Origin of the sequence: Gleimia hominis, from assembly GCF_002871945.2 — a bacterium.
GTDB lineage: Bacteria > Actinomycetota > Actinomycetes > Actinomycetales > Actinomycetaceae > Gleimia > Gleimia hominis_A.
The window spans coordinates 1,307,316-1,322,915 of sequence record NZ_CP126963.1 but is presented as its reverse complement, the minus strand read 5'-3'; the positions used below and the strand labels follow the sequence as shown (position 1 = coordinate 1,322,915).

The following is a 15,600-nucleotide window of genomic DNA, read 5'->3' as shown; positions in this document are numbered from 1 at the left end:
CGTTGCTGTAACCTAAATTGGTGACTGGAGGTATAGCCTCGGGATGAGTACCCTGCGGGTAGTGCCTCAAACGCTTGACACAGCCGTCAACACACGGCTGGTTCTAAGCACAGCCGTAGCAAAACAACAGGAGGTTCAGAATGCGAGAGCAAAACACATTCCTCACGGCTCACTCCCGTGCCCAGGCGTTGAAAGAGATGACGGACGAAGAGGGCGTGGACATCCTCGTGATCGGTGGAGGTGTAACCGGGGCGGGAATCGCGCTCGACGCCGCTTCGCGCGGGCTACGCACAGCCGTTGTAGAAGCGGGGGACTGGGCCAGCGGCACCTCCGCGTGGTCCTCAAAACTAGTTCACGGCGGACTGCGATACCTGTACAACCTCGATTTCGCACTGGTTGCGGAAGCGCTGAAGGAACGTGGCCTGCTTCTTACTAAAACCGCACCTCACCTGGTGAAAGCCCAACCGTTCTTGTGGCCACTGAAAACCCCCGTGGTGGAACGCGCGTACTCCGCAGTAGGGGTCGGCATGTACGACGCGATGGCACAGTGGGCACATCGCGGCTCCGTGCCCGTGCAAAAGCACTACTCGCGCAGCGGCGCAATGAAACTGTTCCCCGGCATTAAGCCTTCAGCGCTGACTGGCGCGATCCGGTTCTACGACGCGCGCGTGGATGACGCCCGTTTGGTGGTTGACTTGGTTCGGACCGCGTCTGGCTTTGGGGCGCTCGCGGCTCCCCGCACCCAGGTGGTTGGGCTCACCAAGACAGCTAGTGGAGCTGTGAACGGCGCGCGAATCGTGGATCTAGAGTCGGGCAAGGAAATGCATGTGAATGCCCGCCACGTGATTAACGCAACCGGGGTGTGGACCGAAGAAACAGAGAAGCTTGGTGGCACCGACGGTGGCTTGAAGGTGCTGGCGTCGAAGGGGATTCACATTGTGGTGCCGCGCGAGCGCATTAACGCGCAGACCGGGATTTTCTTGCGCACCGAAAAGTCTGTGTTGTTCATTATTCCGTGGCAGCGTTACTGGGTGATTGGCACTACGGATACGCCGTATGAGCAGGATATTTCGCGCCCGGTGGCCACTAAAGCAGATGTGGACTACGTGTTGGACCATGCGAATGAGATTCTTGCAGACCCGTTGACGCGCGAGGACATTATTGGTGTTTACGCGGGGTTGCGGCCACTGTTGCAGCCTGGGGTGAAGGGGGATAAGACGCAGTCGACTAAGGTGTCTCGCGAGCACACGGTGACGGCTGCGGCCCCGAATTTGACGGTGATTGCGGGCGGTAAGCTCACCACGTACCGGCCGATGGCTCAGGACGCGGTTGATTTCGCGCTTGGAGAGGCAGAAGCGAAACGCCGGCCTTCGATTACCGAAAACGTGCCTTTGGTGGGTGCGGAAGGGTTCTTTGCCACGGCCCGGCGTGCACCTGCGATTGCAAGTAAATACGGGTGGACTGCCGCGCGTGTGGAGTCTTTGCTGGATCGTTATGGTGCTGAGATTGACCGGGTTTTGGATTTGCTTGAGGAGAATCCGGATTTGGCTCAGCCTTTGAAGGAAGCACCGCAGTTCTTGCGTGCTGAGGTTGTGGCCGCCGTCCGTTTTGAAGGTGCGTTGCATCTTGAGGACGTGCTGGTCCGCAGGGTGCGTCTGGACTTGGAGCAGCGTGACCGTGGGGTGGCTGCTGCGCCGGAGGTAGCGGATTTGATGCGTAAAGAGTTGGGTTGGGATGAGCAGACGGCGAAGCGGGAGCTGGATTCTTACCGTCAGCGCACCGCAGATCTGGCCAAGGCGGAAACATTGCCTACCGATGAGCAGGCAGCGTCTGTGGTAACTGCTAATCCAGAGATCGTGCCGCGCCGCACGCTCGCGTAAATACGAACTAGGCGTTGCCATAGGCCCCGGGGTATGTTGCAGCGCGCTGATTCTTCGGCCCAGCTGTGCTTCCGTTTGTTGGAGTGCGGCTGGGCCTGCGGGCTTATTAGACTGCGGCCCTTTCCGCGGCTATATCCTCTCTTGCTAAGAAAGTGCCCCACCTGTTTGATGGTTTTCGTTGTTAGCACGCGGGCGCGGTAAGATTTACCGCGAAGGAGGGGTCGTGGTAAACGAACCGAAGGTTGTTAAAACCCGTGAGGAACTCAAACGTGCGTTGACAAGCATGTCTGGGCAGCGGGGATTAGTTATGACAATGGGGGCTCTGCATGAGGGGCACTTGTCACTGGTGAAGGCAGCGGCGCAGCGCGCCGACCACGTGGTGGTGAGCATTTTTGTGAACCCCACACAGTTTGCGCCCGGCGAGGATTTTGAGGCTTACCCACGGGACCTCCAAAAAGACTTGAACGCCCTAGCGCAGGTGGGGGCGGACCTGGTGTTTGCCCCATCGGCAGAAGAAATGTATCCGCATGGCGAAGCACAGGTGCGGATCGATCCGGGGCCCACGGCTCGGGTGCTGGAAGGGAAAACGCGGCCCACGCATTTTGCGGGTGTGTGCCTGGTGGTTAACAAAGTGTTTAACCTGGTGCGCCCCGACGTGGCTGTGTTTGGGCAAAAAGACGCCCAGCAGCTGGCGATTGTGCGGCAAATGGTACGTGACCTAGACATGGGGATTGAGATTGTTGGGGCTCCGATTGTGCGCAGCAGCGACGGCCTTGCGCTCTCTTCGCGCAACGCGTACCTGTCGGAATCCGAGCGCGCACAGGCCCTCGGGTTGTCAAAAGCACTGCAAACGGGAGCGCAGGCAGCGCAAACCGGTGCGGACGCGGACGAGATCACACGCAAAACCATGGAGGCGTTGAACCAGCCGGGCATTGACGTGGATTACGTGGCGCTCGTTGACCCCACCACGTTCCAACCCATCACGCATGGCACGGGGGTGCTAGCGGTGGCAGCGAAAGTGGGGACTACGCGGCTGATTGACAATTTGATTCTTGAGGTGAAATGAATGGCAGAGGTTTATCGGACTCTGATGAGTGGCAAAATCCACCGGGCCACAGTAACGAGCGCGGACCTGCACTACGTGGGCTCAATAACTATTGACTCGGACCTGCTGGAGGCCGCCGGCATCGTTGAGGGCGAGAAGGTGGACGTTGTGTCCGTCACCTCGGGAGCGCGCTTGTCTACGTACGCGATTGCGGGCCAGCCCGGCAGCGGTGGAATCCAGGTGAATGGGGCGGCAGCTCACCTCATAAATAAAGGGGAAGTCGTTATAATAATTGCGTATGCGCAAGTCCCACAATCTCAGCTGGAAGGGTGGCGTGGCCGCGTCGTACTTGTAGACGAACAAAACCGGCAGATACATGTGGGGGACGACCCAGCCTCGGTCCCCGCCGGGTTAGAAAACGCCACCGGAGGCGAAGGTCCGCTGCAAAGTCCATTGCGGTAGAGCAGGCGGACACGAGTATTGCATTAGGTAACATTAGAGCGTGAGTAAAATGAAAGACTTTCTAGAAAACGCGCCTGAACAGGTGCGGGTGCGGGCAAACAAAAGGCAGGAAATGTTAGATGCGGGCGTGGATCCGTATCCGGTTGAACTCCCGGTGACAACCACGATCGCGCAGGTGCGTGAGACTTACGAGTCTTTGGGGGAAGAAGAGGAATCCCAGGACGTTGTGGGTTTGGTTGGCCGCGTGATGGCGGTGCGTGGTTCCGGTAAGTTGCAGTTCGTGGTGCTCCAGGATGGGGCGGGGAACCAGTTGCAGGCAATGCTTTCGGCGAAGGCTGTGGGCGCGGATTCTTTGAAGTCTTTCAAATCGCTGGTGGATTTGGGTGATCACCTGTTTGTGCGGGGCCGTCCGATCCGTTCTAAACGCGGGGAACTGTCGGTGTTCGCGGAGGCCACGGAAGACGACGCTGCATGGCGGATTGCGTCGAAGGCACTGCGGCCACTTCCGAAGGCGTTTGTAACTGAAGATGGTACGGCGATGACCCTGTCGGAGGATCAGCGGGTACGCCGGCGTTACTTAGATATGATTGTGCGCCCTGCAGCGCGGGATATGGTGCGGGTGCGTGCGAACGTGGTGTATTCGCTGCGGGAGTATTTCCACGACGCGGGGTTCATTGAGATTGAAACCCCGATGTTGCAGACGATTCATGGGGGTGCGGCAGCCCGGCCGTTCACGACGCACATGAATGCGTATGACACGGATTTGTTTTTGCGTATTGCCCCGGAGTTGTTTTTGAAACGCGCTGTTGTGGGCGGGGTTGACAAGGTTTTTGAGATTAACCGTAACTTCCGTAACGAGGGAGCGGATTCTTCGCATTCCCCGGAGTTCACGATGCTGGAGGCCTACGAGGCGTACGGTACGTACGATTCGATGGCGCGGCGCACGCGGGAGTTTATTCAGAAGGCAGCTCGGGATGCGATGGGTTCGGAGCAGGTGACGTTGCCGGACGGTTCCGTGTATGACCTGTCGGGTTCTTGGCGTGAAATTTCTATGTTTGAGGCAACTGCGCAGGCTTTGGGTCGGGAGTTCTCGGTGGATACGCCGCGCGAGGAACTGCTGCAGATTGCCGGTGAGTTCGGACTTGATATTCCGGATCACTATGTGAACGGGAAGATCGCGGAGGAGATTTTTGAGGCCGCGTTGGGTGATGACTTGTATGAGCCCACGTTTGTGCGTGATTACCCGGTGGATTCTTCGCCGCTGGTGCGGCAGCATCGTTCAAAGCCCGGTGTGGTGGAGAAGTGGGATCTGTATATTCGTGGGTTCGAGTTGGCAACCGCGTATTCGGAACTGGTGGACCCGGTGGTGCAGAGGGAGCGGTTGGTGGAGCAGTCGCTCGCGGCCGCGCAGGGTGATGAGGAAGCCATGAGTTTGGATGAGGATTTCTTGGAAGCCATGGAGCAGGGCATGCCCCCCACGGGTGGGATGGGCATGGGCCTGGACCGCCTGCTGATGGCGTTCACCGGCCAAGGTATCCGCGAGACCATCACGTTCCCACTGGTGAAGAAACTGTCGTAACCAGTTTGCTGTAGCTTGGTTTTTTGCGGCCGGTTTTTGGGATGGCTGTTTTAAGGCTGACCGGTGCCGGCTGCTGATGAGGCCGCTTCGCGTTTGTGCGAGCGGCCTCTTTCGCTGCCGGGTTGCCCGCCTGGCCTTTCCACTTGTGTGAGCACGCCACCGCTGTTCCTTTCCACTTGAATTCAAGTGGTCTTGTTCCCTGCTTTGCCCTACGCAGACCTTTATCTACTTGAGGTTCCCCCCGTGCTGTGACGGCGGTTACGCGTTAGTCTTGTAGAAATGTGATGCGTAACTAAAGGAGTGGTTTTAGTGGATTTGGGTTTGAGCGGGAAAGTGGCGTTCGTTGCGGCGTCTACGTCGGGTTTGGGGCGTGCGAGCGCGTTGAAGTTAGCGGCTGAGGGTGCGCGCGTGTTCGTAACGGGGCGTACTGAAGGGCGCGTGCAAACCGTGGTGGAGCAGGTGTTGAAGGCCGGTGGGGTGGCTGATGGCGCGGTTATGGACGTTGAGGATTTAGCGTCTGTGGAGCATGCGGCAGCTACGTGTGAGGCCGCGTTCGGGCCGATTGATGTGCTGGTGCTGAATGGCCCGGGGCCGCGGCCGGGGAAACCTACGACGGTGCGGCCTGTGGATGTGGACGAGGCAATGAATCGCCTGGTGAAGCCGCATATAGCGCTGATTAATCGCTGTTTACCGCATATGCAGAAGCAGGGTTGGGGGCGGATTATTGCGGTTGGTTCAGTGGCGGTGCAAACCCCTTCTGAGCAGTTGGTGTTGTCTTCGATGGGGCGGATGGCGCTGGCGGGGTATTTGAAAGCTTTGTCGCTTGAGGTTGGCGCTAGTGGCGTGACTGTGAACGTGGTGCATCCGGGGCGGATTTTGACGCCGCGGATAGATCAGTTGGATGCAGACGCGGCGCAGCGCGAGGGTGTTTCCCCTCAGGAAGTGCGGGAACGTTTTGAAAACAGTATTCCAGTGAAGCGTTTGGGGGATCCGGAGGAACTGGCTGCGGCCGTGGTGTTCTATGCCTCGAAAGCAGCTGGCTACATAACGGGCACTGGGTTGCGAGTGGATGGTGGAAGCACACCTGTGCTGTAGGGAGTTGGTTTAAACGGTTCTGTGTGCAATCGGCAGGCGGTGCACCTGACGTGTCTGGTGGAGTCGACGGTGGCCTAGCCTGTGGTCTGTAAAAGCGTGCGTGGTTTGCATGCTTGTGGGGCCTGCGCGCCTGCGGGGCGAGGGTAGCCGACTGTTCGATACGATAGAGGTATAGCAGTTTTTGTAAGGCTAGTTCGCTGTGTGCGTGGAAGGATATTGCGTTGGAGCCGTTAGTTATTGGGATTGATTCGTCTACGTCTGCCACGAAGGCTGTGGTGATTGATGCGGGTGGCCACGTGTTGGCTACGGGGCGGTCGCGCATTGAGTTTTTCACGCCTCATATGCATCAGTATGAGCATGATCCGCGTCAGTGGTGGTCTTCTACGCAGGAGGCGGTTGCGCAGGCGGTGGCGCAGTTGTCGGCGCAGGATCGGGCGCGGGTGAAGGCGATGGGGATTACGCATCAGCGAGAGACGTTTGTGGCGTTGGATGAGCGTGGGGAGGCGATTCGTCCGGCGATTTTGTGGTTGGATTCGCGTGCTGGTGAGCAGATCAACCGGTTGGGTTCGGATGCGGTGCATGAGCTGTCGGGGAAGCCGGCGGATACGACGTCGGCGTTGTATAAGATGGCGTGGTTGAAGGAGCATGAACCGCAGGTGTTTGAACGTGCACACCTGGTGGTGGATGTGCATGCGTATGTGGCGCATGGGTTGACGGGCCGGTGGGTGTCGTCGACGGGTAGTGCGGATACGTTGAATTTGTTTGATATTGCGGCGCAGACGTGGTCGCCAACCCTGTTGGATATGGCTGGTGTGCGGGCCGAGCAGATGCCTCAGTTGGCGAAGCCCGGTGAGGTTGTGGGGCCACTGTTACCCGAACTTGCTGCCCAGTGGGGCCTTGAGAACGTGGTGATGGTCGCGGGTCTGGGTGATGGGCAGGCGGCTGGTTTGGGGACTGCGGCGACGGAGCCGGGCGTGGCGTATGTGAATATTGGGACGTCGATTGTGGCGGGTGTGCATGCGGATGAGTACCGGTTCTCTAAGCAATATCGCGCGTTAGTGGCGGGGATACCGGGTTGGTTCGTGTTGGAGTCGGTGCAGAACTCCGGTTCGGTGCTTGGCAACTGGTTCCGCCGGGAGTTCAACGATCCTGCGTTGGAGGGCGCACCTGACCCCAAGTTGGAGGCCGCTGCCGCCCAGGTACCAGCGGGGTGTGAAGGCTTGTTGTCACTGCCGTATTGGAATGCGGTGCAGGCACCATATTGGGATCCGTTTGCGCGGGGCGCGGTTGTTGGTTATGGGTCTGGGCACACGCGGGCGCATGCGTACCGTTCTTTGTTAGAGGGCATGGCGTTTGAGTTGGCGTTAAATCTTGAGGGGCTAGCCCGTGGTGGGGCGACGTCGGTGCGTGAGCTGCGCGCCGTGGGTGGTGGCTCTCGGTCTGCGTTGTGGCGTCAGATTATTTGTGATGTTACTGGTGTTGAGATTGTGCGTTCAGAAGTTGAGGAGGCATCTGCGCAGGGGGCGGCGGCGCTCGCGTTCGTGGGGATTGGCTATTACGACGATGCGGCACATGCGGCTTCAGCGATGGCGCACTTAGGGGAGCGGACAACACCGGATGCGAAAACCCACGACCGGTACCGCAAATGGATGGGAGTGCACCGCAAGATCTTCCCAGCCCTGCAAGGCATATTCCACGACATCCAAGACGTAGCCGTGGAACTGGGGGAGTTATGAGTGTTAAATCAGGTGCATCATAGACTTGATTACAGACACGAATGCTGCCTAGTTTGCTACATTTGGTCAATCTAATCCACGGATCTTTTTCATTTCTTTCTTTTCTGTAGTGTGGTTTACACACGATGAAGTGAAAAAGAACCGGGAGGATTCGAATATGTCAAGCATGCTAGCCGTCGTTATGCATGGAGTAGGAGATATCCGACTTGAAGAACAGCCGATACCAGATATAGGCCCCAATGATGCGTTATTAAGAGTCGCAGCTTGCGGTGTTTGTGGTTCTGATCTTGATCGAATGTACAAGAAAGGTCCACATAAGCTTCCTCTGATTTGCGGACACGAGTTTTCAGCAATTGTTGAAAAAGTGGGGGAAGATGTTAACTCCGTGCGACCAGGTGACCACGTTACCGTGCCTCCCATGATTCCTTGCTTTGAATGTACGCCGTGCGCTAAGGGTGAGTATTCTTTGTGCGAGAATTATGACTACTATGGCTCCCGACGAAACGGTGCCTATGCAGAGTATGTAGCGGGTCCAGCAACTGCGCTTTTGAGAGTCCCCAAGAAGCTCGATGTTCGTGCCGCTGCAATGGTTGACCCTGCAGCAATTGCCCTGCACGCCATTATGAAAACCAATTTAACAGTAGGTACTAAAGTCGCGGTCTTTGGCGGCGGGGGGCCAATAGGATTGTTCGCGATTCAATGGGCCAAGTTAATGGGCGCCAGTACTATTACCGCTTTTGAAGTGACGGACGAGAAAGCAAAGTTAGCTAAATCTGCAGGAGCTACGGATGTAGTAACCGCGATAGGTTCTGTTACGGAGGCAGTTGAAGAGCGCTTTGATGTGGTTGTTGAAACGTCGGGTGCGAAAAATGTTCCTAGTGAAGCAATTTCAGTATTGGCCAGGAAAGGTGAGGTTGTTCTTGTCGGTATTCCCAATACCGATATTGTTATTGAAGATGAATCTTGGGCACATCTAATGCGTTTTGAGGGATCTGTCATAGGGTCGTGGAACTCATTTGCTGCGCCATTTCCAGGAAAAGCGTGGGCCACAACGGTTGAGAAAATGATTTCTGGTGACCTTAAGTGGGAGTTCATGGTGACGCATGAGCTCGGGCTTGATGGAGTTGCTGAAACTATTCGAAAGATGAGCTCGCGAGAGATTCACTCGGCAAAAGTGCTGATCGAACCATCTAAAACTACTAGATAAGTGAAATCTCTTAGCGCGCGGCGACACGCAGAAATAATAGAGGTATGTGAACGGACATTTGTAAGGAACCAGACTCAGTCCCACATAGCGGATGCTATGGAAGTGTCTAGATGGAAAGTCAGGAGGCTATTAGCTGAAGGATTGGAACTTGGATTCGTCATTTTTACAATCCAAGATCCGTTCACGCGCAATTCCGTTTTAGAAAAGAGGCTCGAAGAAGAATTTGGGCTTGAAGAATCCATAGTGGTAGCAGATCTAGGCGAGGCCAAAGCGACCGAGATATGTGTGTGTAAGCATGTTGCTGGCTTACTAGAAAGGAGTGGTTTATCCCGAGTTGATATCGGAGTTTCCTGGGGGCGCACTCTGAGTATAGTTGCAGACGAGTTGCATCACGGCTGGGCTACTAATTCACGGATCGTTCAACTAAATGGTGGTGTTGCCTTCATAAATACCAAGGTATCTCAGAACGATGTCCTGATGAGCTTTGCTATGAAGGCTCAGGCAACTGCTATCACACTTCCAGCACCTGCAATTGTAAGTTCGGAACAGCTCGCAGAGGCATTGTCTAGTGACAAGACTATTTCGCAAACACTAGAGAAAGCACGCGATGTTGACGTGGCAATCTTCTCGTTGGGAGCATTGCGAAACAATTCGGTCTTAGTAGAGTCCGGATGTTTGGATCATCAATATGTTAGTAGACTTCGAGGCCGAGGAGCAGTTGGTGATCTACTAGGTCATTTTGTGAACGGCGCTGGAGAAGTGGTGGATGATGCTCTTGAAAAACGCACAATAGGTCTTAAACTTCGAGAGCTGCTCTCAGTACCAATGCGCGTGGCTGTGGCTACGGCATCTGGGAAAGCCCTAATCGCACTAGCAGCATTGAGGGGCGGATATGTTACTCATTTAGTGACATCCGAGAATGTAGCGAAACAGATCCTAGCTGAAACTAAGCTACGGAAACCAACCTAGATTATAGACATGATTAACGATGAGGTTAAATATGAATGACTCGCTTTTATTAGGCATAGATGTAGGCACCGGTGGTGTACGTGTAGCGGTAATTACACCTGATGGTGAATTGGTGAGTAGCGCAGCTACTGAGGTGAGGACTTACACGCCGCGGCCGGCTCATGCGGAGCAAAACCCTGAGGATTGGTGGCGTGGGCTCAAGCTCTCATTAGAGAAGGTACTATGCGACATAGATCGTGAGCGCATCGTTGGTATTGCAGTAGACGCAACTTCGGCGACGTTAGTTGCTTGTGATAATAAAGGTAAGCCGCTTCGCCCGGCGCTACTATGGATGGACGTGCGGTCAGCTAAACAATCGGAAATGATAACGAACACAGGCGATCCCGCACTAAAGTATTCTGGGCAGCAAATAGTATCTGCAGAGTGGGGCGTACCTAAGTTGATGTGGCTTAAGCAGAACGAGCCACAAACCTACAATGATGCGGAGGTTTTTGTAGATTGTGTTGATTGGATGAACTACAAGCTGACTGGCTTGTGGAGAATGTCAATCTGCTCGGCTACATGTAAGTTCTTTTATGACTCAAACTGGTCCGGGTGGCCAACAAATCTTTATGCGGCGGGCGGCATCGTAGACGCGTTAGGTAAGCTTCCATCTACAGTTATGAAAATGGGTGAGGTGATAGGTGGGCTAAGTTCAATTGCCGCCAAACAACTTGGACTACCCGCTGGTATACCTGTCGCGATGGGTGGAATTGACGCGCATGTTGGCGCCGTGGGGGTAGGTGTGGTTGAACCTGGGTCATTAGCGTTGATAACTGGCTCGTCACATGTAATGCTAGGACAGTCAGATAGCGCTATCTATTCTAAAGGGCTCTGGGGATCATACTATGACGCTATAATTCCAGGTCAATACACGGTGGAAGCAGGACAGATTTCGAGCGGATCAATAAACCAGTGGTTTACTAGAAACTTCACTCTCTCCGCGCACAAGAAAGCACAGAATCAAGAAACAAATATATACCGTATCTTGGATGAAGTGGCAAGGAAAATACCGATTGGATCAGATGGCCTAGTCGTACTAGACCATTTTCAAGGTAATAGGTCGCCTTTTTCTAATCCATATTCGAGAGGTGCAATTACAGGATTAACTCTTGGACACGGTGAAGGGCACATATACCGAGCAGTTCTTGAAGGTGTTTGTTACGGTACCAAAACAATTTTCGACCGGATGCGTGAAAAAGGACTTGACCCGGTTAAAGTTATGGTCTCGGGTGGACCTACAAAGTCCGAGTTCTGGATGCAAATGCATGCGGATGTAACTGGCGTTCCAATGTCTATACCTTCTAATCCGGAAGGACCTTTACTAGGGAGTGCAATACTAGCTGCGGTTGGAGCATCTTTGTACGGAGATATCAGAGAAGCCGCGAGCTCCATGGTGAGTATCGACAGGACAATTGAACCCAGCATGGAGGCGCATGAAGAGTATAAGTTCTTTCACGAACGTTACATGGAGATTTACAAAGCTCTCGCCCCAGTGAGTGAAAGTATAGCTCGAAAGGTATCTGCCTGAAAGTTTCGTCTGCGAAATTAAACTTTGCTGTTGATGGGCGTTACGGAGGAACGAACCGTTAAATGCATGGGCAAAAGCGTGCGTGAATGGGTAGACACCTCCGTAGGCTCGAGTGCATCAAATGCGGCTTTTGCCATGCTTTCCGTCGGTTGGTGAATAGATGTCAGGCGTGGCCTAAGCCAACTGCACAAATCTATGTCGTCGCAGCTAACGATGGAAAGATCATCTGGAATTGCGAGGCTGAATTGCTCTGCATTGCTTAGTATTCCTATCGCAACAATATCGGATGCAACAAAGGCTGCGGTTGGGCGTGGAACTCGCCGTGTCAACTCGGGGAGAACGGCAGCCCCGAAAGTCTCGTTAAACGGACCGCGAAAAACTAACGACTCATTAACTGCAATATTGTGAAAATCCATCGCTTGCCTAAATCCCATCTCGCGAGCCTTCGCTGTTGGAAGTTCACTCTTGCCCCCAATAAAAGCAATTTCCCGGTGTCCTTGGGTAACTAGGTGATTCACTCCTTGATAAGCCCCGTTCTGGTTATCACATGTAACAAGAGAGCCCTTGTTCTTGTTGGGGCACACAATTTCCTCATCTACCATTACCCATGGTTTCGTAATTGAGCGAAAATTGTAAAGTCCTTCAAGCCTATTCGCACCAATGATCATAAATGCATCTATTTGCGGATTCTTGCTTAACGAGTCGATCATTTCGAGCTCAGTGGTAGATAATCCACCAGAAATCCCGACAGAAACGTTAATATTTCGTTTTCGTCCTTCGATTGCAATTGCGTCTATCAACATTGCGTAGAACGGATTCTTGAGCTCTGGAACCAGAACGGATATATGGCTTATTGGTACGCCTTTATTGGAAGTACCGTTCCATCCAACAGACGCCATCGCTTTCTGTATCTTCGTTTCTGTTTCGGGTGTCACGCGCAATTGTCCTCGAACATAGCGCGATACCGTCGACTTTGAAAGCCCCGCGGCTTTTGCCACGGCGGTTAGAGAAGGTGCCAAGAGGTTTCCATTCTGATGTCGGTAGATGTTTGATTATTTCTAAGAATTATTGTACATTATCAGTGACAGCAGTTGCGCAACGTTGCGCAAGAAAGGAGAAGTCAATGGCGAAAGTACTGCTTGCAGGAGAATCCTGGGTTAGCGATATTGTGGATCACAAGGGCTTTGATCCGTTCCCTCATACGCAAGTGCATGTGGGGTGTGAGAAGCTCCTGGAAGTGTTGCGCAACGGAGGGCACTCGGTTGATCATCTTAAATCTCATGACGTATCTGAATTCTTTCCTTACAGTGTGAGTGAGCTTGACCGATACGATGTTCTAATTCTGTCGGATATAGGTGCCAATAGTTTGCTTCTATCTCCAAAAGTGTTCGAGTTAGGGGAGCGAGTGCCCAATCGGCTTCACGTTATTTCTGAGTGGGTCCGGAGTGGGGGTGGGCTGATGATGGCTGGGGGGTACTTAAGCTTTCAAGGTTTTCAGGCCAAGGCAAACTACGCTGGTACGGAGGTCGAGGATGTTCTTCCAGTTAATATTTCCAAGTGGGATGATCGGGTGGAAGCGCCTCAAGGCATTCGGGGGCAAAACGCTGAAATAGACCACCCTATTATTGAAGGCCTTGACAATACGTGGCCGTATTTGTTGGGCTACCAAAAACTAGAAGCCAAGGACGATGCGATCGTTTTGGCGAGTGTAGATCGAGATCCACTTCTTCTCGCGTGGCAAGTGGGAAAGGGTAGGAGTGTCGCATTCGCCTCGGACATATCACCGCATTGGGCGCCAGTTGAGTTCATGAACTGGTCAGGGTACGGAACGCTCTTTAATAACACCATTAATTGGCTTGCCGGTGCAGAGGGGTGAGCTATTATGCATAAGCGAGAAGAATCTTTAAGGAATACACTAAACGAGCAAACAGACACTAAAACGGTTGTTGCATCGGCTACTGCTGGACTCTTTGTTTTATTCACAATCTTAGCGGGAATGCTGGGACCTGTTCAATCAGCTGTTAATGGTCAGCTAGGCAAGGTCATTGGTGATGGACACCTGGCTGCATGTATCTCTTTCTTTTCGGGCTTGGTAGTAATGTTCATCATTGTTCTACCTCAGAAGAAGCTTCGGACTGCATTATTCCATCTGCCCTCGCAACTAAAAGCAGGTGTGCTTCCGTGGCCCTATTTTTTTGCTGGTTGTTGCGGTGCTGTAATTGTGCTTTCTGAAGGTGTTTCAGTTGGCGCGTTAGGTGTAGCCACATTCCAAACTTCGTTGATATCGGGAATGGTGATTTCAGGTATCCTATGTGATCGATTTGGTATAGGTGTTGAATTCAAACAAGCTTTGAGTTTGCCAAGAATATGTGGTGCGGTACTTGCTATTGTCGCAACGATACTTGTGGTGTCACCAGTTTTCACTGCGCCACACGTACTTGTTCTTGCAATCTTACCGTTCACGGGCGGCCTACTAGCAGGCTGGCAGCCCGCAGGTAACTCTAAGATCGGCTTGCTCGCTGACTCAATGCTTGTGTCAATCACGTGGAACTTTATTGTGGGATTTACTGCACTAACAGTTGCCTTTCTAGTAAGGCTAAGCGTAGGTAATGCAACCTTCGCTTTGCCAACTAGATGGTGGATGTTCTTAGGTGGCCCATTGGGGCTTCTATCCATTGCGCTTATGGCATTACTTGTTAGGAAGCTTGGGCTATTGCTATTGGCTTTGGCTTCGACGGCAGGCCAGCTCATTGGATCAGTATTAATTGATCTTGCTGTACCACAGCTAGGACACACTGTCTATGGTCTAACAGTCGTGGGGACGGTTGTTGCTCTTATTGCTTCTGGTATTGCAATGATTCCATCAAAGAAGATTGGGAAAGGAACTAATTACGAAACAGCTGAGTAGTGGTCAGTTGCAGACAGTCAAGGGAGTGATCGATGCGGAAGAAATGGGATTAACTCTACCGCATGAGCATCTATTCAACGATCTGTCTTCGGTTGTCGACGATCCGTTTTATAAGCTCTCAAACGGATTGGTCGGGAAAAGTGTTTCCCCCGAGCTGATGTGGGGATTGCGGCAGGATCCTTATTGTTGTGCGGATAACCTTTCTGACAAGCCTGTTTCTGCTGTCGTTAAGGAAGTTTTGCAGTTCGCGCAACTTGGTGGCAAGACAATTGTTGATGCTACTGGCACTGAAGCTATAGGACGGAATCCCGAGCGTTTAGTAGCCGTGGCTACGGAGACGAATTTAAATATCGTGATGTCTACTGGGCCATATCTGGAAAAGTTCGAAGGTGGAAATATTGTAGATAGCGACCCAGATATACTTGCAGAACGCATGACACGAGAGATCCGTGTAGGGGTAGGCAACACTGGCGTAAAGGCAGGAATGATTGGTGAAATTGGCGTGTCACCCGAGTTTACGGATGCAGAACACACCTCTCTGCGTGGTGCAGCGTTAGCACAAGCGGATAACCCTACGATAGCTCTGAATATTCACATGCCAGGGTGGCAGCGGCGAGGAGATGAGGTTCTAGACATTGCAATAAATGAATGTGGTGCGATGCCTGAGAAAATCTCACTAGCCCATTCGGATCCATCTGGACAGGATGTTGAGTATCAACACAGGATGCTGGAACGTGGCGTATGGCTCGAATTCGACATGATCGGACTAGATATCACGTTCCCTAAAGAAGGTGTATCGCCTTCAGTTAACGAGACTGCTGAGGCAGTAGCTAATCTGATCAAAGCAGGTTTCGAGAAGCAAATTCTACTCTCGCACGATCTTTTCTTAAAGCAGATGTGGACACAGAACGGAGGTAATGGATTTGCATTTGTCCCCGGGGTGTTTATTGATTTACTTCGCACTTTAGGAATAACTGATGAACAGTGCCACACACTCTTGGTGGATAATCCTGCGAGAGTGCTAACAGCATGATTGAGCGACAATTCTTTGAGGCTTAGCAAATCGGGAGCCTTGGAGATTTGAGCAACAGGCCGACTGATGCCGAGTAGGAAATGCAAAGACAGCTGGCCTGTTGCTTACACATAAGC

Annotated in this window: 13 protein-coding genes; 12 read left to right on the top strand and 1 reads right to left on the bottom strand. The window is 53.0% G+C overall.

Annotated features, from left to right (window positions below; genetic code table 11):
* The first annotated feature begins 140 nt into the window (after positions 1-140).
* From CJ187_RS05810 to CJ187_RS05770, 9 genes are all read left to right on the top strand, one after another.
* Positions 141-1,880 carry a glycerol-3-phosphate dehydrogenase/oxidase gene (locus CJ187_RS05810; RefSeq protein ID WP_102216691.1) on the top strand — a complete coding sequence of 580 codons (1,740 nt, stop codon included), beginning with the start codon at positions 141-143 and terminating at the stop codon, positions 1,878-1,880.
* Positions 1,881-2,103: 223 nt separating this feature from the next.
* Positions 2,104-2,946, top strand: a complete 843-nt coding sequence (gene panC / locus CJ187_RS05805) for a pantoate--beta-alanine ligase (protein ID WP_102217049.1) — start codon at positions 2,104-2,106, stop codon at positions 2,944-2,946.
* Positions 2,947-3,387, top strand: a complete 441-nt coding sequence (panD, locus tag CJ187_RS05800) for an aspartate 1-decarboxylase (protein ID WP_102216690.1) — start codon at positions 2,947-2,949, stop codon at positions 3,385-3,387.
* Between the two features lie 49 nt (positions 3,388-3,436).
* The gene (gene lysS, locus CJ187_RS05795; RefSeq protein WP_102216689.1) at positions 3,437-4,966 is read left to right on the top strand and encodes a lysine--tRNA ligase; all 1,530 of its coding nucleotides are present in this window, start codon (positions 3,437-3,439) and stop codon (positions 4,964-4,966) included.
* A gap of 309 nt (positions 4,967-5,275) precedes the next feature.
* Positions 5,276-6,061: an SDR family oxidoreductase gene (locus CJ187_RS05790; RefSeq protein WP_102217048.1), complete on the top strand. Its 786-nt coding sequence runs from the start codon at positions 5,276-5,278 to the stop codon at positions 6,059-6,061.
* 221 nt (positions 6,062-6,282) lie between these two features.
* On the top strand, positions 6,283-7,797 hold the full coding sequence (locus CJ187_RS05785) for a xylulokinase (protein ID WP_233187366.1): 1,515 nt from the start codon (positions 6,283-6,285) through the stop codon (positions 7,795-7,797).
* 157 nt (positions 7,798-7,954) lie between these two features.
* Positions 7,955-9,004 carry a galactitol-1-phosphate 5-dehydrogenase gene (locus CJ187_RS05780; protein ID WP_102216687.1) on the top strand — a complete coding sequence of 350 codons (1,050 nt, stop codon included), beginning with the start codon at positions 7,955-7,957 and terminating at the stop codon, positions 9,002-9,004.
* A gap of 96 nt (positions 9,005-9,100) precedes the next feature.
* Entirely contained in the window at positions 9,101-9,973 is an 873-nt protein-coding gene (locus tag CJ187_RS05775; protein WP_102216686.1) for a sugar-binding transcriptional regulator, read from the top strand.
* A 31-nt stretch (positions 9,974-10,004) separates the two neighbouring features.
* Positions 10,005-11,543: an FGGY-family carbohydrate kinase gene (locus tag CJ187_RS05770; RefSeq protein ID WP_102216685.1), complete on the top strand. Its 1,539-nt coding sequence runs from the start codon at positions 10,005-10,007 to the stop codon at positions 11,541-11,543.
* Between the two features lie 17 nt (positions 11,544-11,560).
* Here the strand turns inward: CJ187_RS05770 and CJ187_RS05765 are convergent, their stop codons facing one another.
* The gene (locus CJ187_RS05765; RefSeq protein ID WP_102216684.1) at positions 11,561-12,562 is read right to left on the bottom strand and encodes a LacI family DNA-binding transcriptional regulator; all 1,002 of its coding nucleotides are present in this window, start codon (positions 12,560-12,562) and stop codon (positions 11,561-11,563) included.
* Between the two features lie 104 nt (positions 12,563-12,666).
* On the opposite strand from CJ187_RS05765, the gene CJ187_RS05760 reads away from it, so the two are divergent.
* Genes CJ187_RS05760 through CJ187_RS05750 form a run of 3 tightly spaced genes read left to right on the top strand, consistent with a single transcriptional unit; the run spans position 12,667 to position 15,484 of the window.
* Positions 12,667-13,419 (top strand): glutamine amidotransferase, encoded by a 753-nt coding sequence (locus CJ187_RS05760; protein WP_102216683.1) that lies wholly within the window; start codon positions 12,667-12,669, stop codon positions 13,417-13,419.
* 6 nt (positions 13,420-13,425) lie between these two features.
* On the top strand, positions 13,426-14,451 hold the full coding sequence (locus CJ187_RS05755) for a DMT family transporter (RefSeq protein ID WP_102216682.1): 1,026 nt from the start codon (positions 13,426-13,428) through the stop codon (positions 14,449-14,451).
* Positions 14,417-15,484 carry a phosphotriesterase family protein gene (locus tag CJ187_RS05750; protein ID WP_284667165.1) on the top strand — a complete coding sequence of 356 codons (1,068 nt, stop codon included), beginning with the start codon at positions 14,417-14,419 and terminating at the stop codon, positions 15,482-15,484. Before CJ187_RS05755 ends, CJ187_RS05750 begins: the two co-directional genes overlap by 35 nt.
* Positions 15,485-15,600: the final 116 nt, after the last annotated feature.

Coding starts and splice junctions, on each gene's coding strand:
- CJ187_RS05810 (WP_102216691.1), top strand. CDS start 141: ATGCGAGAGCAAAACACATTCCTCACGGCTCACTCCCGTGCCCAGGCG.
- panD (WP_102216690.1), top strand. CDS start 2,947: ATGGCAGAGGTTTATCGGACTCTGATGAGTGGCAAAATCCACCGGGCC.
- lysS (WP_102216689.1), top strand. CDS start 3,437: ATGAAAGACTTTCTAGAAAACGCGCCTGAACAGGTGCGGGTGCGGGCA.
- CJ187_RS05780 (WP_102216687.1), top strand. CDS start 7,955: ATGTCAAGCATGCTAGCCGTCGTTATGCATGGAGTAGGAGATATCCGA.
- CJ187_RS05775 (WP_102216686.1), top strand. CDS start 9,101: ATGGAAGTGTCTAGATGGAAAGTCAGGAGGCTATTAGCTGAAGGATTG.
- CJ187_RS05770 (WP_102216685.1), top strand. CDS start 10,005: ATGAATGACTCGCTTTTATTAGGCATAGATGTAGGCACCGGTGGTGTA.
- CJ187_RS05760 (WP_102216683.1), top strand. CDS start 12,667: ATGGCGAAAGTACTGCTTGCAGGAGAATCCTGGGTTAGCGATATTGTG.
- CJ187_RS05755 (WP_102216682.1), top strand. CDS start 13,426: ATGCATAAGCGAGAAGAATCTTTAAGGAATACACTAAACGAGCAAACA.